General features: G+C 46.4%; 28 protein-coding genes and 2 tRNA genes. 16 read left to right on the top strand and 14 right to left on the bottom strand.

All coding sequences use genetic code 11. The features are described from left to right. Nucleotides 1-437 precede the first annotated feature (437 nt). The 3 genes from tdh to V512_RS14250 all read left to right on the top strand — a co-directional run bounded on the left by tdh (nt 438) and on the right by V512_RS14250 (nt 3716). Complete coding sequence (tdh, locus tag V512_RS14240; protein WP_165775416.1) at nt 438-1469, top strand: L-threonine 3-dehydrogenase; 1032 nt, start codon at nt 438-440, stop codon at nt 1467-1469. A 22-nt stretch (nt 1470-1491) separates the two neighbouring features. Further along, nucleotides 1492-2676 carry a glycine C-acetyltransferase gene (locus V512_RS14245; RefSeq protein WP_099831107.1) on the top strand — a complete coding sequence of 395 codons (1185 nt, stop codon included), beginning with the start codon at nt 1492-1494 and terminating at the stop codon, nt 2674-2676. A 71-nt stretch (nt 2677-2747) separates the two neighbouring features. Continuing rightward, nucleotides 2748-3716, top strand: coding sequence for a calcium/sodium antiporter (locus V512_RS14250; RefSeq protein WP_243392467.1), 969 nt, complete (start codon nt 2748-2750; stop codon nt 3714-3716). 259 nt (nt 3717-3975) lie between these two features. Here the strand turns inward: V512_RS14250 and V512_RS15235 are convergent, their stop codons facing one another. Together V512_RS15235 and V512_RS14260 are read right to left on the bottom strand one after the other, a co-directional pair. Further along, nucleotides 3976-4101 carry a GNAT family N-acetyltransferase gene (locus V512_RS15235; protein WP_243392462.1) on the bottom strand — a complete coding sequence of 42 codons (126 nt, stop codon included), beginning with the start codon at nt 4099-4101 and terminating at the stop codon, nt 3976-3978. A gap of 326 nt (nt 4102-4427) precedes the next feature. Further along, complete coding sequence (locus V512_RS14260; RefSeq protein ID WP_099831109.1) at nt 4428-5171, bottom strand: gamma-glutamyl-gamma-aminobutyrate hydrolase family protein; 744 nt, start codon at nt 5169-5171, stop codon at nt 4428-4430. Nucleotides 5172-5220: 49 nt separating this feature from the next. Between V512_RS14260 and V512_RS14265 the strand changes: the two genes are divergently transcribed. Beyond that, nucleotides 5221-5308: transfer RNA gene (locus tag V512_RS14265), tRNA-Leu, on the top strand. A gap of 99 nt (nt 5309-5407) precedes the next feature. On the opposite strand, the gene hutH is transcribed toward V512_RS14265, so the two are convergent. The 5 genes from hutH to V512_RS14290 all read right to left on the bottom strand — a co-directional run bounded on the left by hutH (nt 5408) and on the right by V512_RS14290 (nt 9834). After that, the gene (gene hutH, locus V512_RS14270; RefSeq protein WP_099831110.1) at nt 5408-6892 is read right to left on the bottom strand and encodes a histidine ammonia-lyase; all 1485 of its coding nucleotides are present in this window, start codon (nt 6890-6892) and stop codon (nt 5408-5410) included. A 96-nt stretch (nt 6893-6988) separates the two neighbouring features. Beyond that, a complete protein-coding gene (locus tag V512_RS14275; protein ID WP_300980089.1) occupies nt 6989-7660 on the bottom strand; it encodes an amino acid ABC transporter permease in 672 nt (223 codons plus the stop codon). A gap of 5 nt (nt 7661-7665) precedes the next feature. Further along, nucleotides 7666-8418 (bottom strand): amino acid ABC transporter ATP-binding protein, encoded by a 753-nt coding sequence (locus tag V512_RS14280; RefSeq protein WP_099831111.1) that lies wholly within the window; start codon nt 8416-8418, stop codon nt 7666-7668. Continuing rightward, a complete protein-coding gene (locus V512_RS14285) occupies nt 8415-9062 on the bottom strand; it encodes an amino acid ABC transporter permease (RefSeq protein WP_099831112.1) in 648 nt (215 codons plus the stop codon). The genes V512_RS14280 and V512_RS14285 overlap by 4 nt, the downstream gene beginning before the upstream one ends. Nucleotides 9063-9111: 49 nt before the next feature. After that, nucleotides 9112-9834 carry a basic amino acid ABC transporter substrate-binding protein gene (locus tag V512_RS14290; RefSeq protein ID WP_099831113.1) on the bottom strand — a complete coding sequence of 241 codons (723 nt, stop codon included), beginning with the start codon at nt 9832-9834 and terminating at the stop codon, nt 9112-9114. Nucleotides 9835-10120: 286 nt separating this feature from the next. On the opposite strand from V512_RS14290, the gene mnmA reads away from it, so the two are divergent. Both mnmA and V512_RS14300 read left to right on the top strand, forming a co-directional pair. Continuing rightward, entirely contained in the window at nt 10121-11176 is a 1056-nt protein-coding gene (mnmA, locus tag V512_RS14295; RefSeq protein WP_243392464.1) for a tRNA 2-thiouridine(34) synthase MnmA, read from the top strand. A 14-nt stretch (nt 11177-11190) separates the two neighbouring features. Further along, nucleotides 11191-11266 (top strand) — tRNA-Pro (locus V512_RS14300). A 370-nt stretch (nt 11267-11636) separates the two neighbouring features. Here V512_RS14300 and V512_RS14305 read toward each other — a convergent pair. The 5 genes from V512_RS14305 to V512_RS14320 all read right to left on the bottom strand — a co-directional run bounded on the left by V512_RS14305 (nt 11637) and on the right by V512_RS14320 (nt 13693). Next, on the bottom strand, nt 11637-12182 hold the full coding sequence (locus tag V512_RS14305; protein ID WP_099831114.1) for a hypothetical protein: 546 nt from the start codon (nt 12180-12182) through the stop codon (nt 11637-11639). Beyond that, on the bottom strand, nt 12179-12892 hold the full coding sequence (locus V512_RS14310; protein ID WP_165775409.1) for a PD-(D/E)XK nuclease family protein: 714 nt from the start codon (nt 12890-12892) through the stop codon (nt 12179-12181). Before V512_RS14310 ends, V512_RS14305 begins: the two co-directional genes overlap by 4 nt. Then, nucleotides 12886-13140, bottom strand: a complete 255-nt coding sequence (locus V512_RS14315; RefSeq protein WP_099831116.1) for a hypothetical protein — start codon at nt 13138-13140, stop codon at nt 12886-12888. Before V512_RS14315 ends, V512_RS14310 begins: the two co-directional genes overlap by 7 nt. A gap of 65 nt (nt 13141-13205) precedes the next feature. Next, nucleotides 13206-13379, bottom strand: a complete 174-nt coding sequence (locus tag V512_RS14670) for a hypothetical protein (protein WP_165775410.1) — start codon at nt 13377-13379, stop codon at nt 13206-13208. Between the two features lie 125 nt (nt 13380-13504). Beyond that, a complete protein-coding gene (locus V512_RS14320; protein ID WP_099831117.1) occupies nt 13505-13693 on the bottom strand; it encodes a hypothetical protein in 189 nt (62 codons plus the stop codon). Between the two features lie 230 nt (nt 13694-13923). Here V512_RS14320 and V512_RS14325 point away from each other — a divergent pair, with 230 nt between their 5' ends. The 10 genes from V512_RS14325 (at nt 13924) to V512_RS14370 (ending at nt 21562) form a co-directional block, all read left to right on the top strand. Next, nucleotides 13924-14469 (top strand): S24 family peptidase, encoded by a 546-nt coding sequence (locus V512_RS14325; RefSeq protein WP_099831118.1) that lies wholly within the window; start codon nt 13924-13926, stop codon nt 14467-14469. 47 nt (nt 14470-14516) lie between these two features. Then, nucleotides 14517-14834 carry a hypothetical protein gene (locus V512_RS14330; RefSeq protein ID WP_099831119.1) on the top strand — a complete coding sequence of 106 codons (318 nt, stop codon included), beginning with the start codon at nt 14517-14519 and terminating at the stop codon, nt 14832-14834. Nucleotides 14835-15139: 305 nt separating this feature from the next. Continuing rightward, complete coding sequence (locus tag V512_RS14335; RefSeq protein WP_099831120.1) at nt 15140-15757, top strand: hypothetical protein; 618 nt, start codon at nt 15140-15142, stop codon at nt 15755-15757. Further along, on the top strand, nt 15741-15905 hold the full coding sequence (locus V512_RS14675) for a hypothetical protein (protein ID WP_165775411.1): 165 nt from the start codon (nt 15741-15743) through the stop codon (nt 15903-15905). The genes V512_RS14335 and V512_RS14675 overlap by 17 nt, the downstream gene beginning before the upstream one ends. A 76-nt stretch (nt 15906-15981) precedes the next feature. Next, nucleotides 15982-16476, top strand: coding sequence for a hypothetical protein (locus V512_RS14340; protein WP_099831121.1), 495 nt, complete (start codon nt 15982-15984; stop codon nt 16474-16476). 32 nt (nt 16477-16508) lie between these two features. Then, nucleotides 16509-16802, top strand: a complete 294-nt coding sequence (locus V512_RS14345; RefSeq protein WP_099831122.1) for a DUF3467 domain-containing protein — start codon at nt 16509-16511, stop codon at nt 16800-16802. A 4-nt stretch (nt 16803-16806) separates the two neighbouring features. Further along, nucleotides 16807-17136, top strand: coding sequence for a hypothetical protein (locus V512_RS14350; RefSeq protein ID WP_099831123.1), 330 nt, complete (start codon nt 16807-16809; stop codon nt 17134-17136). Continuing rightward, nucleotides 17120-17398: a hypothetical protein gene (locus tag V512_RS14355; protein WP_099831124.1), complete on the top strand. Its 279-nt coding sequence runs from the start codon at nt 17120-17122 to the stop codon at nt 17396-17398. Before V512_RS14350 ends, V512_RS14355 begins: the two co-directional genes overlap by 17 nt. Nucleotides 17399-17484: 86 nt before the next feature. Beyond that, entirely contained in the window at nt 17485-18891 is a 1407-nt protein-coding gene (locus V512_RS14365; RefSeq protein ID WP_099831126.1) for a recombinase family protein, read from the top strand. Between the two features lie 193 nt (nt 18892-19084). After that, nucleotides 19085-21562: a vWA domain-containing protein gene (locus V512_RS14370; protein ID WP_243392465.1), complete on the top strand. Its 2478-nt coding sequence runs from the start codon at nt 19085-19087 to the stop codon at nt 21560-21562. A 258-nt stretch (nt 21563-21820) separates the two neighbouring features. Here V512_RS14370 and V512_RS14390 read toward each other — a convergent pair whose 3' ends face one another. Both V512_RS14390 and V512_RS14395 read right to left on the bottom strand, forming a co-directional pair. Beyond that, nucleotides 21821-22291, bottom strand: a complete 471-nt coding sequence (locus tag V512_RS14390; RefSeq protein ID WP_165775413.1) for an ABC transporter transmembrane domain-containing protein — start codon at nt 22289-22291, stop codon at nt 21821-21823. A 29-nt stretch (nt 22292-22320) separates the two neighbouring features. Beyond that, entirely contained in the window at nt 22321-22770 is a 450-nt protein-coding gene (locus tag V512_RS14395; RefSeq protein WP_165775414.1) for an ABC transporter transmembrane domain-containing protein, read from the bottom strand. Between the last annotated feature and the right edge of the window lie 655 nt (nt 22771-23425).

Consider the following 23425-nt stretch of genomic DNA (forward strand, 5'->3'; position numbering starts at 1 on the left):
ACGCCATTATTGGTCAATTGGAGCGAAGAAACCTGATAATCGGTTTCTATCTATCTGGAAACCAAAGACAAGCAGTCACAGATCACTAACGTTTTTGTTATGAATCGAGTAAGATAAAGAATTGGGAGAGATTGTTCCGTACTCTTTTTTTGAAGACTGCCGGCAAATAGTTTCAACAGTCCCTGAACAGAGTTCACTATGATAATGATCGGTCTATTGTCCTTTGTGTTTTTGTCCGGCCTCTTCATCTGGAAGCCATGTTCTCTCATGTTTTCTATTCGGTACGCTATAAGAAGGATTAAACAAGTCGAGCGCCGTCAACATCATCAATTGGTTATAGATGACCGGCGGTGAGTTTTCTGAAACCCAAACCTTAACTTACAATTGGAATGTAGAGTAATAAATGAAAGGGGGGAATTTTGTTGGAATCGGATACTATGGTTGCAATATTGAAGGAAAGGCGGGAGCCGGGCCTGACGCTGAAAAGGGTTCCGGTCCCGCGTGAACTCGGTCCGCACGACGTACTTGTGAAGGTCAAGCGAGCTTCCATTTGCGGGACCGATCTTCATATTTACGACTGGGACAAATGGTCGCAGGAGAGAATCAGGCCGCCTCAGATAGGAGGTCATGAATTTACCGGAGAGGTCGTAGACATTGGCGGAGAGGTCTCATCAGTTTCTGTCGGGGATTCTGTAGTCTCGGAAACCCATATTCCTTGCCAGAAATGTCTTCAGTGCAAGACCGGGAAGATGCATATCTGTAAAGACATGGAGATCCTCGGTGTTCATAGAGATGGGGTATTCGCAGAATATGTTAGGGTACCGGAAGTGGTTTTGTGGAAAGTCGATCCTTCGATTCCTCTGGAGTATGCATCGATTATGGAACCATTTGGAAACGCAATCCACACTGCGCTGGTAACGGATCTCACTGGAAAGAATGTCTTGATCACCGGTGCCGGACCGATAGGCGTTATGGCAGTTGCAGTGGCGAAAGTTTCCGGAGCGGCACAGGTTATTGTGACGGAGATAAAAGAGTTTAGAAAGGGCCTGGCAAGAAAGATGGGAGCGGACACAATCATCGATCCCACAAAGGAAGACGTCCCTTCGAGAGTCAGGACGATAACCGAAGAAAACGGAGCAGATGTTTTTCTGGAGATGTCCGGCAATTCAACCGCCTTTGAGCAGGGACTTCGAAGTCTTACGAACGGAGGCGTTGTCTCGCTGCTAGGGGTCTTTCCAGGTGATGTGTCATTTGATATAAACGGCCTGTTCACTTTCAAGGGCTTAACTATGTACGGCATAACAGGAAGAAAGATGTTTGAGACCTGGCAGGTGGCGACTCAATTGCTCAAGAACAAGAGGATCGACCTTTCTCCGGTTGTCACACATATTCTTCCGGCCGAGAGATTCGAAGAGGGATTCGACGCGATGAAGAAGGGAGTTTCTGGAAAAGTTGTCCTCGAATTCTGATTGGTTTTACGGAGGTGTTTAGATGTTTGACTTTAATGTACTCAAGCAGGAGATGGAAGAGCTAGAAGAAAAGGGTTTGCTGGTGAAGATCAGAACACTGGAATCTCCCCAGGGCGCCTGGCTGAATATCGAGGGGAAAAAGGTCCTCAACATGTGCTCAAACAACTATCTCGGGCTATGTTTTGATGAAGAGCTTAAGGAAGCCGCGATCGACGGTGTCAGAAAATGGGGTGTCGGGCCTGGAGCTGTAAGGTCGATCGCCGGGACACTTCAATTGCACAATGTCCTTGAAAAGGAGCTTGCGGCTTTCAAGAGAGTTGAATCTACACTAGTCGTCCAATCCGGTTTCAATGCAAACCAGGCGGTGATTGCCCCGATCGTATCCGAAGAAGATGCGATTCTCTCTGACGAACTTAACCACGCCAGCATAATCGATGGAGTAAGGCTTGCAAAGGCCAAAAGATATGTATGGAAACATAAAGATGTAAATGATCTGGAGACTCAACTGAAAAAGGCCGAGTCCGATGGGGCAAGGAGAAAGCTAGTAATAACTGACGGCGTCTTTTCGATGGACGGTGATCTTGCTCCGCTGCCTGCAATCGTCGAAAAGACGAACAAATACGGTGCGATTCTGATGGTTGACGATGCTCACGGCGAAGGCGTCCTTGGGAGCCACGGGAGAGGAATAGTCGACCACTTCGGATTGCATGAAAGCGTGGATATTGAAGTCGGAACTCTTTCTAAGGCCTTTGGTATAGTCGGAGGATTCGTTGCTGGCAAGAAGACTCTGATCGATTACCTGAAGCAGAAGGCGCGCCCGTTTCTCTTCAGTTCATCCCTCTCTCCGGCCGAAACCGCTGCGGCAATAGCGGCCGTCAGGAAACTCTCTTCATCCGATGAGTTGGTCAGGACTCTCTGGAATAACGCGGATTACTTCAAGGACCAGCTGAAAGCGTTGGGGTTTGATACGGGTCATACCGAGACACCCATAACTCCTGTGATGCTCTACGATGCGAAGCTTTCCGCAGCGTTTTCCAGGAGGCTCTTTGAAGAAGGGATATTCGCAAGTTCTATCGGTTTTCCTACTGTCCCGAAAGGAAAGGCAAGAATAAGAGTCATGATAAGTGCCGCTCACTCAAGAAAGGATCTCGATTTTGCGGTTTCAAAGTTCGAGATGATCGGGAAGGAACTCGCTGTCATAAAGTAAGAACCTTTCCTTCACCGAAACTGAATATAATGGTCTTGTTGCGGCGGCGGATGCCGCTGCTTTTCGTGGAGGTGTGGCCGTTGTTTATAGCCCTACTGATGCTAGCCGCAGGTTTTATTCTGCTGATCAAGGGAGCCGATTTTCTTATAGATGGATCTGTGGCGATTGCCAAGAATCTCGGGATTTCTGAATTGCTTATCGGACTGACCATTGTCGCTCTAGGAACTTCCGCACCGGAGCTTGCGGTGAGCGTTCAGGCAGCCGTCAAGGGCTCCGGAATCGCTCTCGGTAACGTTCTCGGATCTAATATCGCCAACATGGCGCTGATCCTCGGAGTCGCGGCTTTCTTGACGCCTCTTGGCGTAAGCAAGACAACTATGAGCTATGAAATACCATTTGTGATATTGATCACTGTTGCAAGCGGAGCATTGATACTTGGAAATGGCAACGGTCTTCAGCGAAGCGACGGAATAGTGTTGACTACTTTCTTTGTCATCTTTATGATGTATGTGTTCGCAATGGCGAAGAGAGACAGAAAGATCTCCGACATTGTTGAAGTAGAAGGAAAGAGAGACATAGAGCTCTTTGAGAAGTATCCGGTACTTGCCTGGCTGGCAACTATCGGGGGAACGGCCGGTGTAATTATCGGAGGTAATCTTGTGGTTAACGGGGGATCGTCGATAGCTCGCGTTTTCGGAGTCAGCGATATGGTTATAGGAACGACTATTGTTGCCTTTGGGACGTCTCTTCCGGAGCTTGTAACCACTGTTGCGGCGGGGAAGAAGAACCGCAGTGATCTCGCCATAGGAAATGTGGTGGGATCGAATATCTTCAACTTGCTTCTTGTTCTGGGAGTTTCGGCAACGATATCGCCTATATTGGCCCACAGGTCTCTCGTTGTCGAAATCTCTTTTGCACTGGGACTCTCCATAGTTCTGCCGTTGCTTCTGCTCAGAACAAAAAGACTTGACAGGCCAAAAGGTGTTCTGCTGATGATTATCTACTGTGCATTCATCGTATCGACAATAATTAGCGGCTGATGAAGGGCTGCTGAGAGGTTTACATAAATGATGCTAGGTGGTACGAATCCCGACAATTGCAGACAAGACCAGAAGCGAGAAGATCCTCTAGGACGCGCGCCCTATCTAAAGAAGATAGTGGAATTCCATGCTGAACTCTGGTTATCGATATCTCTATTTGTGTAGCAGGCAGTGTCGAACCCGTTCAGCTCGAATCCATACTTGAGGTAGAAAGAGATCGCGGGAAAGTTGCTGCTTTGAGTTTCCAGTACTAGACGTCTCAATCCCTTTTCTTCTTTTTTGCGGTATTCATAAGTTCCGTGCCAACGCCTGTTCGTCTATACTCCTTCCAGACAAGGACGTCCCAGATACGGAGAGAGTCGTTCCATTCTCTCTCTAAGAGCAAAAGCCCCAGCTCCTTACCGTTTTCGTGAGCGCCTAAACAATGGGCGACGACTTGAATGGTTCTTTTATACTGTGGGCAAAGCCTTTAATGTATTGGGCTGAAAACCTCTTAACGGAGATTTGAATCGTCCATATGCCGCTGTACGTTCTATTGAAAGGTCAAAGTATCTATCACTTGAATACTCATACCTTACAACTCTCACGGAGAGTGATTAGGGATTGACTTATCTTATCTCCATCTCTCCGCACTCCTCCCCATTTGCAAAATCTCGGGTCGAACAAAACGGAATTCATTTGACCATTAAGGACTTGCCAATCGTCGAAAGGTCAGTAGGGGAATACTCTTCTTCTATCCGTCGGCAGCGGCGGGTCTTCGATAGTGGCCTTTGCCAGTTCTGCAAAGTTCTTTATGAGCTTCCAGCCTGGCGGGTTACCGAGGAAACCTGCCTGGGTTTCCGGATGAAATTGAACGCTGTAGATCTCCTTTTCTTTGTGTTTGATCATTTGAATAGGGGTTACGTTCCCCCTGGCAAAGAGTTCGAATTGATCTGGAATCGAGGCGACGGCGTAGGCATGATTCTCCCATACGAGAAGGCTTCCGTCAAACCCCTCGAGAACCCTGTCCTCTTTCACAAAACTTACTTCGTGCCAGCGGCGCTCCTCACTGTAATATAGAACGGAACCGTACACTCTCGAGACTATCTGATGACCCAGACAAATACCAAGTATCGGGACTTCGCCCCTCAGTATTATTTCTCCGCCCTGATAGACCTTATTGTTCCAGTCGATGTAGTTCCTCATTGAATCGCCGCCTGCAATAATAACGCCTGCGTATTCGTTTTCATCTTCGGGAAGCTCATCGTTGAATATCTTGAAGATCCTGTACCTGATACCCTGTTCCGCAAGCGAACGCTCTATCGGTGATAGCTTGGCTTCATATGCCGGGTCGTTCAGAAAGAGGGCAACGACTCCTCTATTATCGTACGAAGCAGTAAGCATAGTTGGAAAGGAACATGCAAAGATAACCAGTGCAAACAAACGTATAATTGACTGTGCAGTCTCTTCCTTCATTGACTCTTGACACCTCTCACAGCGAATGATAAACTACTATTTGTGCGATGCCGGGGTGGTGAAATTGGCAGACACGCATGATTCAGGTTCATGTGGGCATACCGCCTGTGCGGGTTCAAGTCCCGCCCCCGGCACCAAGAATTCCACGAGAGGACGAATAATCGTCCTCTTTTTTCTGGAATTAGAGTGCAATTAAAACTTTTCATCGATAGTTCCTTCTATGAAAACCAATCTACTTATAGACCGGCCCTCTTAAATAGAAGTTCTCTTACACTTGAAAACTCCGTTCCAAAATAACGATCCTCTCTGTGATCGGGAACGATGCCTGCAATCTCTTCAAACAGCTGCTCTATAACAGAACCGGACTTCTTGGGATGTCGAAACGACAGAGCTCTGAATGCGAGAAGCGCCTCAATAGAGATAAGGGTCGCAACGTTGTCCAGTATCGACCAGAGTTTTCTTGCTCCCCAGGCTCCCATGCTCACATGGTCTTCCTGAAACCCGGATGTGGGAATCGAGTCGGCAGAGGCCGGATGCGCAAGGGTCTTGTTCTCTGAAGCCAGTGCGGCAGCCGTGTACTGCCAGATCATGTATCCGGAATTGAGACCTTCTTCTCCGTTTGTCAGAAAGGCGGGCAGATCATTTAGCTTTGGATTTACGAGTCTGTCTATTCTTCTCTCAATCATATTACCGAGGTCTGTAAGAGCTATTGAGAGGAAGTCTGCCACTAGAGCTACGGGCTCCCCGTGGAAGTTGCCTCCGGAAATCGCGTCCCCGTTTTCGAATATCAAAGGATTATCGGTCGCCGAGTTGATCTCGGTCTCAAGGACGGTTTCTGCGTATTCGATGGTATCCTTCACCGCTCCGTAAACCTGAGGGATAGTCCTGAGCGTGTATGCGTCCTGAACTCTATCGCAATCGAGATGAGAAGTCCTTATCTCACTTCCCTCGAGAGACTCTCTAAGCTTTTTCGCAACATATGTCTGACCGCGATGAGGTCTTGCTTTGTGAACTCTCTCGTCAAATGGAGAGGTACTGCCCATCAGCGCATCGACGGACATCGCAGCTACAAGGATAGCTTGATCGAGTAGCCTCGACGCAGTATAGGTTGAGCACCCGGCCAATCCGGCCATCAGGGCGGTTCCATTCAGAAGGCTGAGGCCTTCTTTGGCCTTCAAAACAAGCGGTTCAAGGCATTTGCTGGCAAGAGCCTGTGAGGAAGAAACGAGCTTTCCGTCAACGAGGCAGTCCCCCTCACCAATAAGCGTCATCGCTATATGTGCCAAAGGGGCAAGATCGCCGCTCGCTCCAACGGAACCCTTTGCCGGGACAATCGGTACGATTCCATTGTTCAGGAGATCGAGAATTCTCTGAACCACACACTTTCTAACTCCTGAATAGCCCTTCAGGAGTGAATTGGCTCTAACCAACATTACCGCTCTGACATGTTCTTCTTTCAGTGGTTCGCCCACTCCGGCCGCGTGAGAGAGAACGATATTTCTCTGCAGTGCGTCCAGGTCTTTCGGGGAGATCCGATGATCGGCCATAACTCCAAATCCCGTATTCACGCCGTAAATCGTCTTCTTCATGCTATTCGTTTCCAGAGACTCTCTTCTTTCATCGAGGAGTTTGGCAGAGAGTTCATTGATTGAGCAGAACTCATTTCCAAATGCTACATTGTAGAGACCAGAGAGTGTCAAATGTTCTCCATCGATTTGCACCTACCCACCTCCAGAGAGAGTTATCAAAATTGAAGAGTATGTTCGATCTTTCATCATCAGGCAGTCTCCATCAGAAAAAGACTTACCACAATCGCTCTATCTAACCCACTCAAGGCCCGGAATCTCGACCTTCTTCTCGAGTATGCTGAAAAGCTTTGTGAAGAAGAGAACCACAACGAGATAAATAACGCCAACCACGAGATAGACTTCGAAAAACTGGAAGTTTCTAGAAGCTATGAACTTTGCCTGGGCCATAAGTTCCGGTGCTCCAACTATATAGGCTAGAGAGGTGTATTTCAGGAGGTATATGAACTCATTTGTCCACGCCGGGATAACTCTTCTAAACGCTTGGGGCATAATAATCTGCATTATCGCCTGCCACTTTGTCATTCCAAGGGATCTTGCGGCTTTCATCTGGTTCCCCGCAATGGACTGAATAGAGCCTCGCAAATACTCTGCTTGATAACATCCGCTGTTTATTGCGAAACCGATTATCGCCGCGGTGAAAGGCGTTAGGTTCATTCCAAGGGGCGGAAGGCCGTAGTACAGAATAAACAGCTGAACAAGCAGCGGAGTTCCCCTGATCACTTCAATAATCGCCGTAGAAATAGCATAGAAGAACTTGTTTCCATATACTCTTGCGATTGCAAGAATCACCCCAATTACAAAGCCTATGACCACGGCTATAAGAGTCATTTCCAGCGTTACGCCGAGCCCTTCAAGGAGTTTTGGCCAGTGGTTGACAACGATCTTCCAGATTCTCTCCAATTCATTCACTCCCCGTACAGCTCGTTGAGCTTAAAGAGGAATTCCTTTGTGCGAGGGTTCTTGGGGTTCTTGAACATCTCTTCCGGAGAACTCTGCTCGACTATGTGACCGTGCTCCATGAAGATGATCTCGTCCGAAACGGTTCTGGCAAATCCCATTTCGTGAGTGACTACCAGCATCGTCATGCCGCTTTCAGCCAGATTCTTCATGACTGAGAGGACCTCGCCGATCAGTTCTGGATCAAGTGCAGAAGTCGGTTCGTCGAAGAGGATAATCTTCGGTTGCATGGCAAGCGCACGTGCTATCCCGACTCTCTGCTTCTGACCGCCAGAGAGCTGAGCAGGATACAACTTCGCTTCCTTCTCGAGCCCAACTCTTTTCAGCTCCTCCATTGCAAGGTCCTTTGCTGCGCTCTTTTCCATCTTCTTGACTTTTGTCAGGCCGACCATAACATTTCTGAGAGCTGTAAGATGATTGAACAAGCCGAAATCCTGGAACACAAACCCTATCTCCTGACGAATCTTGTTTATGTTCTTTGCAGAAGTGATCTCTTCATTTTCAAGCCAAATTCTGCCGTCGTTTGGAGAGACTAGCATGTTGATACAGGCCAGGAGAGTGCTCTTTCCGGTTCCGCTCGGGCCGATTATCACTTTGGTCTCTCCCTCTTTCATTTCGAAAGATACACCCTTAAGGACTTCATTATCGCCAAAGGATTTCTTCAGGTTCTCGACTCTTAGCACGACTTTATCGTTGGTCATCTTACCGTCTCCTTTATATCGAATCCGGGTACTGCAAGGCGTTTTTCCACGCTTCCCAAACTCTTGTTAATGACGATCGTAACGACGAAGTACATTGCGGCCACTGTGAGGTAGATCAACATGGGCTCATACTTCGTGGCAATAATGTATCCTCCCTGACGGAGAAGCTCTGTAACTCCTAGAGCGTATGCCAGCGAGGAGTCCTTCAGTACGATGGTGAACTCGTTTGTCCAGGGTGGAAGAGCGATCCTCACAGCCTGGGGAAGTACGACATTGATGAATCCATTAAAATTGGTCATTCCCAATGATCTCGCAGCTCTCATCTGAGTAGAACTTACGGAGTTTATAGCTCCCCTGAAGATCTGGGACTGATAGGCAGATGATCGGAAGCCAAGCCCGATTACGACCGCGGCAAAGGGAGAGAATCTTATTCCAATTCTAGGAAATCCGTAGAATATGAGAAAGAGGATCACAAGTTCAGGAATGCTCCGCAGAACTTTTTCGTAGACCGCGATGAATACCTTAAGCCATTTATTGCCGTACACTTGACCAAAAGAAATGGGGAGGGCCAGAATCAGGCCCAACCCCAGAGTTAGAAACGTTATTTGAAGTGTTACCCACAATCCTCTCAGAAGTGCGGGCAAAGAATCGACTATTAATCCGAGTTTATCTATGGCTACCTCCGCCCTTCAATCAGAAGTGCTTTAGATTAAGTTCGTTCAGTTTTCCGGATTCTTCGAGCCTGGAAATCCCTTCGTTGATAAGCTCAAGAAGCTCCTTGTTAGCCTTGTTTACTGCTATTCCGTAATCCTCGTAAGTCTTGATTATAGCCACGATTTTCACTGGTCTGACCTCAGCGAAGCTTTCAGCAACCGGTGCGTCCAGGACTATCGCATCTACATTCCTGTTTACAAGGTCAGTCATGGCGAGAACGTAAGTGTCGTACCTCTTGAAATCGCCTGTGAGGATCTTCGTTTCAACAAGATTTTCCTCTACCCAGATGTCTCCGGTCGTACCTGTCTGTACCCCTATGTTGTGTTTGCCAAACAACACAGTGACGCTCATTTCGCTGTCTTCTCGAACGACTACGCTCTGATCTGCCGTCCAGTATGGCTTCGAGAAAGAGACAACCTCTTCTCTTTCATCTGTAATAGTCATTCCGGAGATAACGATATCGAGGTTTCCCGACACGAGCGCGGCAATAAGTGAATCAAAGCTCATATCTCTGATCTCGACTTCAAAGCCCATCTCTTCTGCAATAGCTTTGATTAGGTCGATGTCGAAGCCTACAAACACCCCGTTTTCCACAGACTCGAAAGGCGGAAAGTCAGCGCTCGTTCCGACAACGTATTTTGCTCCAAAGGCAAAGCCTCCCAAAATCACCAGAGCAAGCATTACTAGCAATGTTTTCTTCATGATACCCCTCCTTAAACTGAAGATGAATTGATTGTATATCCATTAGCTTTCAATACTGAGAACCTGACTTTCTTCTTGCGCTATGGGTTCAATACGAAATAGAACCACCGCAGTTGAAAATCGATCGCCCGGGCTTTCAAAATCCGTTTTCGAGTTCGACTGTTGTCATCAACGGGTGCCGAAACGGTGCCGAAAATCAGAGTGCGCCGCGGATCGCCCATTGATATTATACTCTTTAGCAACACTTGAGCCAAAAACAGCTGTTAACATAGAGATGGTGATTATCATGAAATTAGGTATAGCATTGAGTGGGGGTGTCGACAGTGCCGTCGCGGCCGCTCGATTAATTAGACAGGGAAACGATGTAATTGGTTATCACATGATCGTTATTCCGGGCAGTTCACTCGATAACCCGGCTGTACAAGAGGCAAAAGGCGTTGCCGAACACCTCGGAATAGAGCTGGTGATCGTGGATCTAAGAGAAGAATTCGAATCGATTCTCGAATACTTTGTTTGTTCGTATATGAGCGGAGAGACGCCCAATCCGTGCGTGGTTTGCAACGATTCGATAAAATTCGGGTTGCTGCTGGAGAAAATGAGCTCGTTTGGAGTTGAAAAGATAGCGACCGGCCATTACGCGAGATTGGCCGCGCATGATAATGAGTTATTCATTTCGAGAGCTCTTGATAATTCAAAGGATCAGTCGTATTTCCTCTCGCGAATCAGGAAGAGCAAGCTTGGGAGAATCCTCTTCCCTCTAGGCGACACGACAAAAGAGGAAGTGAGGCAAGAAGCCAGTCGGCTTTCTCTTCCCGTTCATTCAAAGAAGGACTCTCAGGAGATTTGTTTCATACCTCACGGGGATTACAGAAGCTTTCTCAAGTCTCGTGGCGTGAAGGATGAACCGGGGCCTATTGAGGATGAAATGGGTAATCTTCTGGGAAGACACACCGGGCTTTTCGGCTATACGATTGGGCAGCGCAAGGGGATCGGCATTTCGAGCGAGGGACGCTATTACGTGAAGAGGCTCGATACTGATAAGAACAGGCTTGTCCTCTCACAGAGGGAGAGATTAGTGTCCTACTCTCTCATCGGAAGAGATCTTAATTGGTTTGTTGATCCGGCTGAAGCGTTTGATTGCGAGTGCAAGATTCGGAGCTCGATGAGGTCCGTTTCTGCAAGAGTATTCTTAATCGGTGACGATAGAGTCAGGGTAGACTTCCCCGAAGGAGTTTGGGCGGTTACACCGGGACAGCTTGCGGTATTCTATGTTGATGATTTAGTAGCCGGCAGCGCCTTTATCGAGGGAAATAGCGTTCTTGAAAGTGAAGACGACACGTGATAGAATTCTCGAGACAGGAAGTAGTTCAGTTGGTAGAACGCTGGTTTCGGGAACCAGAGGTCCGGGGTTCAAGTCCCCGCTTCCTGACCAGTCACGACACCACGGATTCGATCCGATAACGTTATTGCCACCCGATTCCAGAAACGCAAATGAAAATATGTTAACAGCCGGACTTATATCAAAATGTGGGCGAAAACCGGTGCATATTCGCAAGTTTTTCCTTAAATAGTGTAAAAATTCATACTGACGGACGAAAACTTTTGAATATGACGCGATTAAACGTGAAAAAATGAACCTCCCTTTCGGGAGGCCCTTTCTTGTTTGACTTTCTTAATGATCAATCCTCTTCTTACACAGGCATTTCTGATTGATCTAATCTCGTCGGCTTCGAAATTCTTTGTAAGGTACGAGAAAAGGTCTTTCTCATTCTTGATGGATCCGTCGTAATTCTTGTAGATCGTTACTCCCTTGTCGCCTTCCAGCGGCAGGGGGATTTCCTCATATCTTTCGGCTTCTCAGTTGTTATCTCGAAACGTTCGCAAAGGTTTTCGAGAGTCTCGACTCCCCAAACGAGAGCGAATGCGAGACTTCTAGCGGTCCCGCACGCCTCTCTTATAAAGTCGTTTAGGTGCCTTTGCCTTGAAAGCCCGTTTTGAATCAGCCAGATCTTATACGCTTTTGCGGTGCGGTCATCTACCCAAACACAGATATTTTTCATCTTTTCATCTCCTTTTATACCATCACAGGTGCGTTGAAGAACTTCCGGCATCTCCAAGTCCTGAGGTATTGTGGAAGATATATTGATATATTCCGGGTTGGTTTCCACGAGCCACCTCATCAACCTCAGTTCATTCTCTTTCTTCTCTTCCTTCTTACCGGCCACGTCTATCTTCACCGTTTCAACCTGTCCGTAAGCCGTCTCTTCACTCAACTGAATGGGCTCCCCTGTTTTCTTTACGATCTCTCTTGCCTCTGCCCTAACCTCCTTAGCTGCCTCACTCTTCAAGAAAGCGTTCTTGATCTTCGCCTCGAAGTCGTCTCCGTTGTCAAAACACATCTTTCTGAAAGGGCAGTACCCGCAGGACGTGAAGTTCTGAGGAAAGTCATCTTCGGTTTCCTTCTGGTCAAGCTCGTTATAGACCATGAATAGAATCCGGGCTGGGCCTCCAACTCGTCCTCGCCGATAAAGAAATCAATCACCTCGAGGGAGGCGAGCAGGATAAAGCCGGCTTTGTTTACGTCTTTATCAAACCTATTGAGAGCCATTGAATAGGCGAAGATCTGTCTAGGATCGGGTCTCGACCAGCCAGACTTGTAGTCATACACTTCAAAGCCGGAATCGTTCTTGCAGACTAAATCGATGATCCCACGGAAGAAGCAGTCCTCTGAGTCGAAGCCGGTAGGATTAAGCTCTTTCGTAAGACCGAATTTCAATTCCAGAGCCCTCGGGTTAAAACCCTTGAGAAGGCTCTTTCCTGAAGTGAATCTCCTGAAGGCGGTTTCGTAGTCATCAATGAAATCAATCTTTTCGAGAGCTTTCTCGTTGTCCCCTGTCTTCACCCAAATTTCTAAAGCCTCGTGAACAGCCTTTCCTAAAATCATCGCCGGGGTCTCTGGCGCTTTCTCTCCCAAAACCCTATCGATATAGAACCGTCTGGGGCAGCGGAGATATGTATCAATTCGACTCCCACTTAAAGGAAGCAAGTGGTCTAGCACAACTCTCCCTCCAATCTTGCGATTTGCTCATTGTAGAATGCGATGATTCTTTTCTTGGCCGCCGGATGGTCAACGAGTTCGTGTTCCGGATATTCTGCCGTTCCGTTATTGAAATGAACCATATAGGTGTTTTGGGATTCACCAATTCGAGTCTCCACCACGTCTCCCGGTGTAAAAGAGCCCAGATCGAGCTCCCATTCAAGGTAAACCTTATCGCCCGGGAGAAACATCACGTCAACACTTTTCATCTTGAACCCTCCTTGTGGTATAATTTTTCAGCATGAAACTCAAAGGGTCTCTCTTCGGAGAGGCCTTATCTATACCCTTTGAGTCGCCTAACCTCTCTGTCAAAATCCTTAAGCTCGATCCATTTCTCTTTAAGCAACTCCTCCAATTCCATTCTTTTCTCCTGATCAGCCCCCTTCATTTCTGACAAGATATTTTCCATCTCGTCAATGAGATCTTGTCGCTCTCCCGCAATGCTCAAAACGCCCACCTCATAATTCTCTTGGAATAGCTAACCCTTTTTTCGAGATCCCTTAACCTGACTTTGGTCTTCACTCTCTTTCCTCCTCTTGAGATAGAGTTCCGCTGACCTCTCGGCTACGCGATTCATTTCATCACCCTCATTACGCTATCGACTTTGTTTACGAGCTCACGCAGTCTATCTGGTTGATAGAACTTCACCTTTTCATGAACTGCGTCGGGCTCAATCCTGTATCTTTCGACCAGAGCATGAATGAGCCTCGGATTGATCTTATTCTTCCTTGCAAATGATGTAATAGTCTCCAATACAGCCATTTGATACCTCCTTGCGTTCGCATTAAGTATATGCCTGCACTACGAGTTATTCCGAACCACATTATTTGCAATAAAACATGCACGGAGGAATAACTACGATATACTACGAATCGTTACAGGTTTTGCACTGTAGCTAGCATTATCAGCACGCTTTGATGATGTTTGCATCGTCTCGTTGCTTTATGCTAGAATTCATACGAATTAGTTGATTTCATTTTTAGGGGTGTTCTATGATCATTTCAGGAGCTAAACTCGCGGAGTATTACCGGAATAAATATTACAGCAGGAACAGCTTTGCTGCTGCAATAGGAGTAACTGAAGGTGCAGTGAGGAGGTGGGAAGAGGGTGCGAACGTGAAGAAAGTGCACGTTGACAAAATCTGCGAAGTACTCCAGATAGTTCCTGCCGATCTCAAATTGAAAGAAGTCCTGTTAGTAGGAAAGGGGAGCAGAAAAATTCCTGTGATCGTACTGCCTGCCAAAAGAATGGAGGTAGTTGATTACATGGTCTACGATTTTGAGGGTGTTTCAGTTATCGTCGTTGCGGATTCCAGTATGGAGCCTCTAATTGGAAATGGTGAGCACGTTTTCATTTCGGAAGCGAAAGAACCGGAAAGCGGCATGATTGCGCTCATAGAAGTGGAGGGACAATTATATCTGAGAGAGTGCAGGCTGTTTGATGGCAAGTTCATATATATTGCACTCAATCCTGAAAAAGAGAATTTCAAAGAAGCGAAGATTATTGGAGAAGCTATAAGTAGGACAGTAAGTCTTTAGCGGTCATTTTGGGGAAGCTGCGTACGAGATAATATGGGAGGTACGTAATGAAGAAGAAAAGGGCAAAGGAAAGCGGACTGCCTGAAGTCAAAATCATTACTTACGAACTCAAAGGCACATTCAAAAAACAGTACTACTTCAAGCGCAAGACGATCGAAGAACACATGGCAGTGATGATGGCAGATGGCTATGCCGTTCAATCTCAAGCAAATGATGGCGGAGAGATTCGAATGTTCAAGACTTTCGCAAAAGTTGTGGCCTTCGGTGGTCTGGGGCTTCTGGGGAATAACCGATCTGCAAAGAAGATTTCCGTTACATACGTTAAGTCACCCGAAGAAGAGATTTCAACCAATCCTAACGAATAGACCACTCGAAAGAGCTTGAGACCATTTCCCGTCCTAAGGAGCTATGAGCGAGGAAAAAGGAACCGGGATTCTGAGATCCCTTCGGGTTGGGGTTATCAAGCAATTCTATAAAAGTGGAGAATAAATGGCTTTGAAGTATTGAAACTCAGTGCACAGACATCAATTCATACCGCCTCAAAAATGGATTAGGAATGCGCAGCAATAAGCGTTATTCTCTCATATAGGGAAGCATACCTTAGTTTGGAAATTGGCCTGTTGGGGGATGGGCTATGGAACGAGGCTATTTTGACAACGGAGGTTTGACAATGAAAAAGAGCACGCTTCTTCTTCTTACTGTAATTGCCGCCTTAGTTGCTGTCTTGTTTTTGGTTATGACGGGGGTACTAGATGTTAGTAATAAAGAACTTAGTCAAGGAGAGCCGGAACCACCGGGCAATAATGAGCCTTTAGTTTTTGAGGGAACTCAAGGCACATCCGCTGAAGGAGCGGGGCTTAGTATAGAAATCTTTTTCGCAAAGAAAGCATTGTTTGTCACTGATTCAGAACTTAGAAACATCGCATACTGGCGAAGTATATCGAAGGAAATGGCGTACCTTGAGGAATTGAATTGCGAGTACATTCGTTTTGGGGTAAGCGTTAGAAGCAAGCTAAATGAAACGCTGAGCTTTTCTTACAAAGACTTCAAGTTGCAGACATTATTGGGAGAGATTATTTATCCAGATCCTTTATATGGAAAGAAATACTCCGAAGAAATGAGACGGGAAGGTGAGCTGGCTCCTGCCGAGCAATATACATCTAGTTATGCTTCTCTATTCATCGCTTTTAAGACTCAAGATACTCCGAGATATTTAATCTGGGAACCGCAAACGGAAAGAAAAACGGTCTTCAAGTTAGAGATAACAGAAGTTGAAGAAAGAGAATAAAAGAGTCAAAGGAAGTGATCTTATGTGGCGTGGCGACCTGATGAGAAAGTACAGAGCGGGAAATGGCAATCTAGCATTCATCTCCAATGAGAGAAGCTATGGAGTCCCGAAGTTGATCAATCATTGGCAAATCTCCGCCATAAAATGATTCAGTTCCGCAATATTCGAAATACTCATGAAAAGGGAGTCCATATACTGGAAGTATGAAGAGGTGGTTTTCTACAATGAAAGGGGCGATAAGATTCTATAGGATGGAGAAGTTTTGGAAAAAACTTTCCGCACATGAAAAGGAATCTCTTTTGCAACTAGCTGGTGAATGGCTAATCAATGGCGAATATACTCCTGGATATATATCGGATGATCAAGAGATGGAAAATGTGCAACAGAAAGCAATTGATGTCTTCTGGTGCGTTTTGTCGGATTTGATTTCTGTTGATGCGAACCTTTCAGTTAAACTATATGAGTATCTTATTGGCGAGAAGAAAGCAGCCACAGTATTTTCCCTTTATTATTTGCACATATCGGCAATGAATGCATATAAAAAGTTAGAAATGCCAGAAAAAGCAAAGAAGGCGGCAACCGAGAACTTGAAACTCGCCTATAAGTTGAGGAAAGAGATAAAGAAAATCGGGATTCAGATCAATCCGTGTTTTCACTATATTTGTAAGTCAAATCCCGGAGACCATTGGGTAGAAAAGACAAGAGAATTGTTTCAGTAGGGCAGTTTATCACAAAAAAGTGGAGGTGTGAGATGGAAGAGAAGAAACAAGCAGCAAGAAAAGAGGTTGGAGCACCGGAGGTTCCTTCAGAAAGAACATTTTACGCAAATTTCGCCGGATTCAAGGTGGGCTTATACGATTTCATTATTGATTTCGGTAGGAATGATTTTTCTGGAGGTGTTATTGAGGAAAGCGTTATCAGAGTCTATTTGAGTCCCCAACACGCAAAGTCTTTCTACATGATCCTGGGTAAGCAGATACAGAGATATGAGGAACGATTTGGACAAATTATATTAGATGAAAAGAAGAGCAAAAAAGAAGGTTAGGCTTATGCGCCCCGAGAAATTCAAAGGAAGACAAATATACTGGAAGACAGGACCTCATAGCCACACAAGAAACGTTCCAGTCGTTCTGTTTTATGAAAGTTGGAACCATGCAATAAGTGGGCATGATGAAATGTATGGCAGAGAATACGAGATCATGGATGTTATTGATGATCCAGACAGAAAAGATGAATCGTGGAATCCTACCGTGAATGTCTATATTAAAGTTAATCGAACAGATAACTTAGTGATTTCTGTTGTGGTAGACTTTGAACATGAGGATTTTGGCTATGTCAAGACCGCTTATGGAGATGAGTATTGTGAAAACGACGATTGATGGCTATAACATCATCTATGACGACTATTCTGACGTTCTTTATGTGAAAGAACGCGGGAAAATCTCGGATCGTGGAAAACCATTTGAGGACGATTTCATAATTCTCAGGAGAAATTCGCAGACTGGTGAAACGGTTGGTCTTACTCTCATTGATTTCTGCAAGTTATACAGATCTAATTATTTCAATGACAAAAAACTGCCATCCCCTTTCAGCATAGCACTCATTGATAAGATCGCTTCAAGACTTGACCGAGGTAAATGAATTAAGGATTGCAGACTTCCCATTCAAAAAGAAGCGTGCCGCAATATACGCAAGATACTCGAGTCAGCATCAGACAGAGCTTTCAGTTGAAGGTCAAACTGAGCGAATACTCGAATATTGCAAGAAAAACGGTTTCGAGATCGTCAAGGAATATGCCGACCGGGGCGTTTCCGCATTTCTCATCGAAAAGAGGCTTGACTTTCAGAAACTCATCCAGGATGCTCTTGAATCAAAATTCGATTATATGTCATTGTCTGGAGCACAGCAGATTTGCCCGCTCGCACCTAGATGCTCGGAAATACAAAGAGCTTTTAGCTGAATACGGAATCAAAGTCATATCTGTGTCCGAACCTTCAATTGAAGGCCCCGAAAACATTCTTCTGGAATCGAATCAAGAAATGCTGGCCGAGTATTTCGCTGCGAAACTTGCGAGAGACAGTATGAGGGGAATGATCACGAAGGCGAAGAAAGGCCAATACTTGGGAGGGATCGTTCCTTTCGGCTATCGAAAAGTTAAGGTCTCTGAAAAGGACTGGAGCTTTGAAAAAGAGGAGAAAGAAGCTCAAGTGGTAAGAGAGATCTTTGAAATGCGGGTGGAGGGCGTTCTTACGATGCAGATAGCCCGCTACGTAAATCAATCGGGGTGGAAAACCCGAAGGGGGAAGGCTTTTACAAACGCCTCTATCGACTGGGTTATTTCGAATCAAAAACATAAAGGCGTTTACTCCTTCAACGATCGAAAAAAGAAGGGCCGGTTTAATTATTACAAAGGCGAGGTAGTCCGCGCGGACTTACCCAAGCTGGCTATCGTGCCACCCGACCTCTGGCAAAGGGTTCAGAAAATGCCGGGCATTCAGAAAGAGTCGAGACTCCTCTATCTCCTGAAAGGCAAATTGATCTGCGGCGATTGCGGCTTCGCTCTCTCGGGTGGGTCTTACGGAGGCGCAAAAAACAAAGGTGGTTCCTACTACTGCTGGAACTGTCGTAAACGCCATAATAAATACCATAAAATCGGCAGAGACAAGATAGCAAATGTAATCGTTCACTATCTCAGAGAACAGGTCTCGAATGTTGACGTTCGAGCCGTCACGGATATGGCAAATGAGAAGATCGAATGTCAGTCACAAAAGGGAAGAGTGGAAGAGATTGCCAATGAAATCCAAACAATAGAAACGGCCATTCAAAACATAACAAGAGCCGTCGAATCTGGAACTTATTCCCAGAGTCTCTTAAATCGTCTTTCAGAACTCGAAAGAGACAAAGAGAAGTTGCTTGAGGAAAGAACGAAGGTCAGACTTCAGCAGGTGCGCTTCTCAAAGGTCACTGTCGATGAAATGAAGGACTTCCTTGACACCTTTCTCGGCGACGATTCATTTGCCGCTCATAAAGACCTCGTTGATTTTACCCTTTCAAGTGCAAAGATAATATGGAAAGACCCCCGAATCGTTGAAATGGCATCGATCTTCGGCACTCAGAAGATCCCGCTCCTTTGATCCGTGGTGTTGAAGGTGCAGGGCTTCCTGACCAGAGCAGGCCCTTCAGGGTCTGTTTCTTTTTTGTGAGAACCAGGGGCAATCACCTGGCTCTCCAGATGATCGTTTGTTTGAGTTGATCTGCTAGAATGTTCTTACAGAGAGTAGTTCTCTTTGTCTTCTCCTCTGATCGATCGATCTGGAGGTGGAACAAATGAAAAGGATAGGGTTCCTATTTCTGTTATTCTCTCTTCTCTTAACCCCAACTGCTTATTCGAGAACACTTGAATTCAAAAGCTGGCAAATATGGGATTTCAGCTACAACGGCATTCATCAGGTTTGTTGCTCTGTCAGCGCCAAAGACGGCGATGTTCCGGTTACGGGACTCTCAATCGAAGACTTCGCAATAACCGAGACTCTCGTTGACGAGTTTGGGAATGTCTTGTCAAAGGCCGAAATTGCTCCGTATCAGAGAGAAGACCAGTTTGGTGGCATCGGATTCTGGGAAAGATCAGTATCTTCCTCGAAAATCGACCTGGTCTTCCTGATCGATAAGACGGGCTCAATGGCGGGTCAAATCGAGTCGATCAAGTCAGAACTGAAGGAATTCGTGAATCGACTCGAAGACGATTCATGTGATTTCAGGGTGGCGGTTTTGCTCTTTGAAGCATCGTCACTGGAAGAGCCTGGAAGAAAATCACCGGACCATCCGTTCCATGGAGTTATGGAAAGGGACGAACTCCTTCTCGCTATCGAGGAAATCGAAACGGCCGGCGAATGGCACATAAACACCTGGAGTTATGACGCAATACTCTTTGGCAGTCAGCTTGACTTCAGAGAAGACGCAAGGGCAGTTATCGTTGTGATTACTGATACTCTCCCAGAGACAGTTTACGGACCGTTCTGGTACTTTTCCGGAGGTAGTGTCGCCACGAAAAGGGCCGTAGAAATCGCGCTGGAGGAAAGGGGCATTGAGCTGGAATACTTCCAGCCCGAGGAGTCTGCTCTGGCTCACATGGAGAATTATGACAGGCTCATAAATCCCGCGTTGAGCGAATCGAATTTCAACTATCTGGCAGGAGCCGTTTCTCTGGGCTGGCCATTCAAACAGGATCTCATCGAAGTCGATGCGCTGCCCGTTTCTGAATCGATTTACTACCTCTCCTGGGAATCCGCTCTTGATGAGATCACAAAGTACTATCGGAAACAAGGGTTCGAAGTTGAAGTGAACGTGAGAAGGGGTGATGAGCAAGTCTCATTCAAGTACTCGCCGTTTTTCGATGAAGAAGGCTATCTGCAGAGTTCAGAGGACTACCACCTTCCTGTTTTCGATGAAGAGGGTAGTGCGTTGCCCGACAAAGTCGTGGAAATGGACTTGCTGAGAGAGTTGGGTGATCTGAAAGCATTCAGCGATTCCAACTGGAACTATGTTGCGAGAGATGGAGTTCTGCAATTGCGGTCGGTTGATCCGGGAGAGTACCTCTATAGACTCTATGGATATGGAAGAAGCTCTTACAGCTATTCAACACTTCGACTGAGAGGCTCAGGAGAGATTTCATTCGTTCAGGGAGAAGTGTTTCCGGATTCCGTTGTTGCCCAGACTGGCGACGCATTTCTCGAATCAGTGAAGATTAGAGGCCTCATGGAGGAGTTTGTCGGCAATAAGATCGCTGTAAATGAATCCAAAGAGTTTGCCGAAAAGTCGTTGCATTGGATAGAGGGGATCGCTTCTGACGGATTGAACCTCAGGGAAATGGAAGCTATGAAGAGATTCTATGTATCGGTAGGGGCATTTCTCAATGGAACGGCCTATGCGGCAATTGAATCGGAGAGAGTAGAAAATGAGCTGCTGGAAATGGTCCGAGATACGAGAAGAATAGTAGAGCATGCCGAAGAAGTCGCTGACATGATTTCTTCTGCAAAGAACATAATACTCTCCACCGCTTCGATTATCGCCGACATTATCTCGGGTAACTGGAGCGGCGTGGCACAGCAGATATCAATCGAAGCACTACTGGATGAGTTCGTAAGTTATGTGAAGAACGACCTGCTCGACGATGTGCTTGAAGCTGTGAAGAATAAGCTTAGGGCCTATCTTTCCGATCCTTCAAAGGCCGAGGAGCTTCTGAGTCTAATAAAGGGCGACATGGTCGGATGGGTAAAAGGCGGCGAAGACTCGGATGAGGGCAGCGTCAGAGATGAAATCCGGCAGGTCGTTTACACCGACCTTACTTACCGCAATTTCACAAAACCAGTGATCAGAGAGCTTGAGGAGTCGCTGGCGGGAGCAGCGCGTCTGGCTTCATTGCCAATTTCAGATCTCGATCTCTACGCTGCTTGCTGGAGTATGAACAGGGATTTCGCGAACATGAGAACCGAAGTGATGGATCCTCTGCAAGACTGGTCTTTCATGGTTCTCGGAGAACACAAGAGAATCGACAACTGGGAAACGATCCTCGAGATCTTCGAAGAGACGGTTCCTCTGATTGTGGAGCTTCTGAGGCTCATGGAGTACAAAAACCCCGTTCTTGGCGATATTGCAGAGAAGCTTTCGAAGCTCTCGTATGTCCTGGATGCAGTCGGCCTCCTTACTCTAGCATGTGAAATATCATTGAAGGCCGATCAGCTTACAACGATGGCAGGGAAGCTAGATAGGGTCAACGACTATCTATTTCCCGAAGACGGTTACTAGAGGTCTTTCATCAATATCTTTTCCTCATCGTCCCACTCGTCCGTATCGACAAAGCCCAGCTTCAAGTAGAATTGGAGGGGGGAAGCAGAATGACAAGAGATGATTTTCCCGAACCGGTGTCTCCAAGGAACGCGACTGTCTCACCCTGGTCTATTTTGAAGTTCAGATTGTGAAGTATCTTGTTGGCTCCGTCTCCGTAACTGAAGTCAACGTTTTCAAAGACGATAGGACCTCTAAGATCATGGGATTTTCCGGCCTTTACGTCCTCTTCTTCCGTTTCGTCAAGAACTTCTGGACTCTTTTTGCAGAGGCCTGAGCTCTCGAAACAAAGATCAACATCATGCCTATCATCATCGACATAAGCATTCTGCCCAGGTAGTTTACAAAAGCCATTATCTGACCGGTCTGCATTCCTCCGGCTTCCACCTGAATTCCGCCGAACCATATCACGGCAACTATGCCGAGATTCAGTATGAGTGAGAGAAGCGGCATGATAATCACCATGGTTCTCGCCGCCTTCATTGCAGTTGCGGTGTAGCTTTCATTTGCGCCGTTGAACTTGCTTGACTCGAACTCGGCAGAGGCGAGAGACTTCACGACCCTTATTCCAGACAAGTTGTCTCTTATACGAGTGTTCACGTTGTCCATTTCCTGCTGCACTCGAGAGAAAAGAGGCAACACTCTCTTCATAATGGCGAAAGTAAGATATGTGACAAGAGGGATTATCACAAGGAAGATAAGCGAGAGTCTCCAGCTTATCAGAATGACATTATGAGACTTCCAATGAACAGCACTGGAGCACTAACGAACATCCTTAGAAGAATCATCACGAACTGCTGAAATTGAACAATATCATCTGTTATTCTTCTGATAAGTGATCCGGTTCTGTATTTGTCTAGCTTTGCGCGTGACAGATATTGTACCTTCGTGAAAATGCTCCTGTGGATATCTGCGCCTGCGTTTTGAGCCGCTATCAACGGAAATATTACGCGGCCGATTCCTCGTAGAACACCGACAAAAGTTGTCATTAGCATTTTGCTTCCCGCGCTCACGATTACGTCAAGGTTCTGATCCATGGTTCCGACGTCTATGATTTCTTCAAGCAACTTCGGCTGGAAGGGATCGATGGCAACTTCTAGGAACATTGCTAAAGGAGCCAGAACGACGAAGATCCAGTATGGTTTGAGGAATTTGAAGAGTCTTTTCATCCAGTCTTCCACCCCGCATTCCATCGTTTAGGTAGGTCAGGTCTTGATTATCACTTCGAGAGTCTTTCCTTCAGTTTCTTCAATAACCGCTCGAGCAGGTCGCGCTTCTCGACAGAAAAGGTAGAAAAGTTTTGTCTTTCTACGTCTAGCATTGTTCGCTCAAGTTCGACCCGGATCTCTCTGCTCTTCTCTGTCAAATAAACCCTGAATACTCTCAAATCCGATCCGTCCTGACTCTTCTAACAAACCCCGACGACTCCATTCTCGGCACCATTTTGCTCACAGTCGCCGCGGAAAGGCCCATTTCTGTAGAGATTTCGCTTACCGTCCTTCCATCTCTCTCAAAAAAAGGAAGAGAAACGGCGGCTGACCTCGATGAAGACCGAACCTGGAGAAGATTTCGCGCTTCTTGATGAAGCTCGCTCTGCGGACTTCCAGAAGCAGTTTGTACAAACTCATATTCTCTTTCACTGTCCCATCCTCAAAACAAATATCTAGTCGGCTAAGTTGTAGTAGAACTCTTCTCTGATTTCTATAAACGCCTATCCTGGAATTCCCCCTTTTGGCAACGAACTCTCCTGGCTAAATTTCAGATCGTCTCAATCCGCTTCCAGCCTGCATTCCCGGCAATTTATAACGAGGGAGATTCCACACC

The organism is Mesotoga sp. Brook.08.105.5.1, assembly GCF_002752635.1.
Classification (GTDB): domain Bacteria; phylum Thermotogota; class Thermotogae; order Petrotogales; family Kosmotogaceae; genus Mesotoga.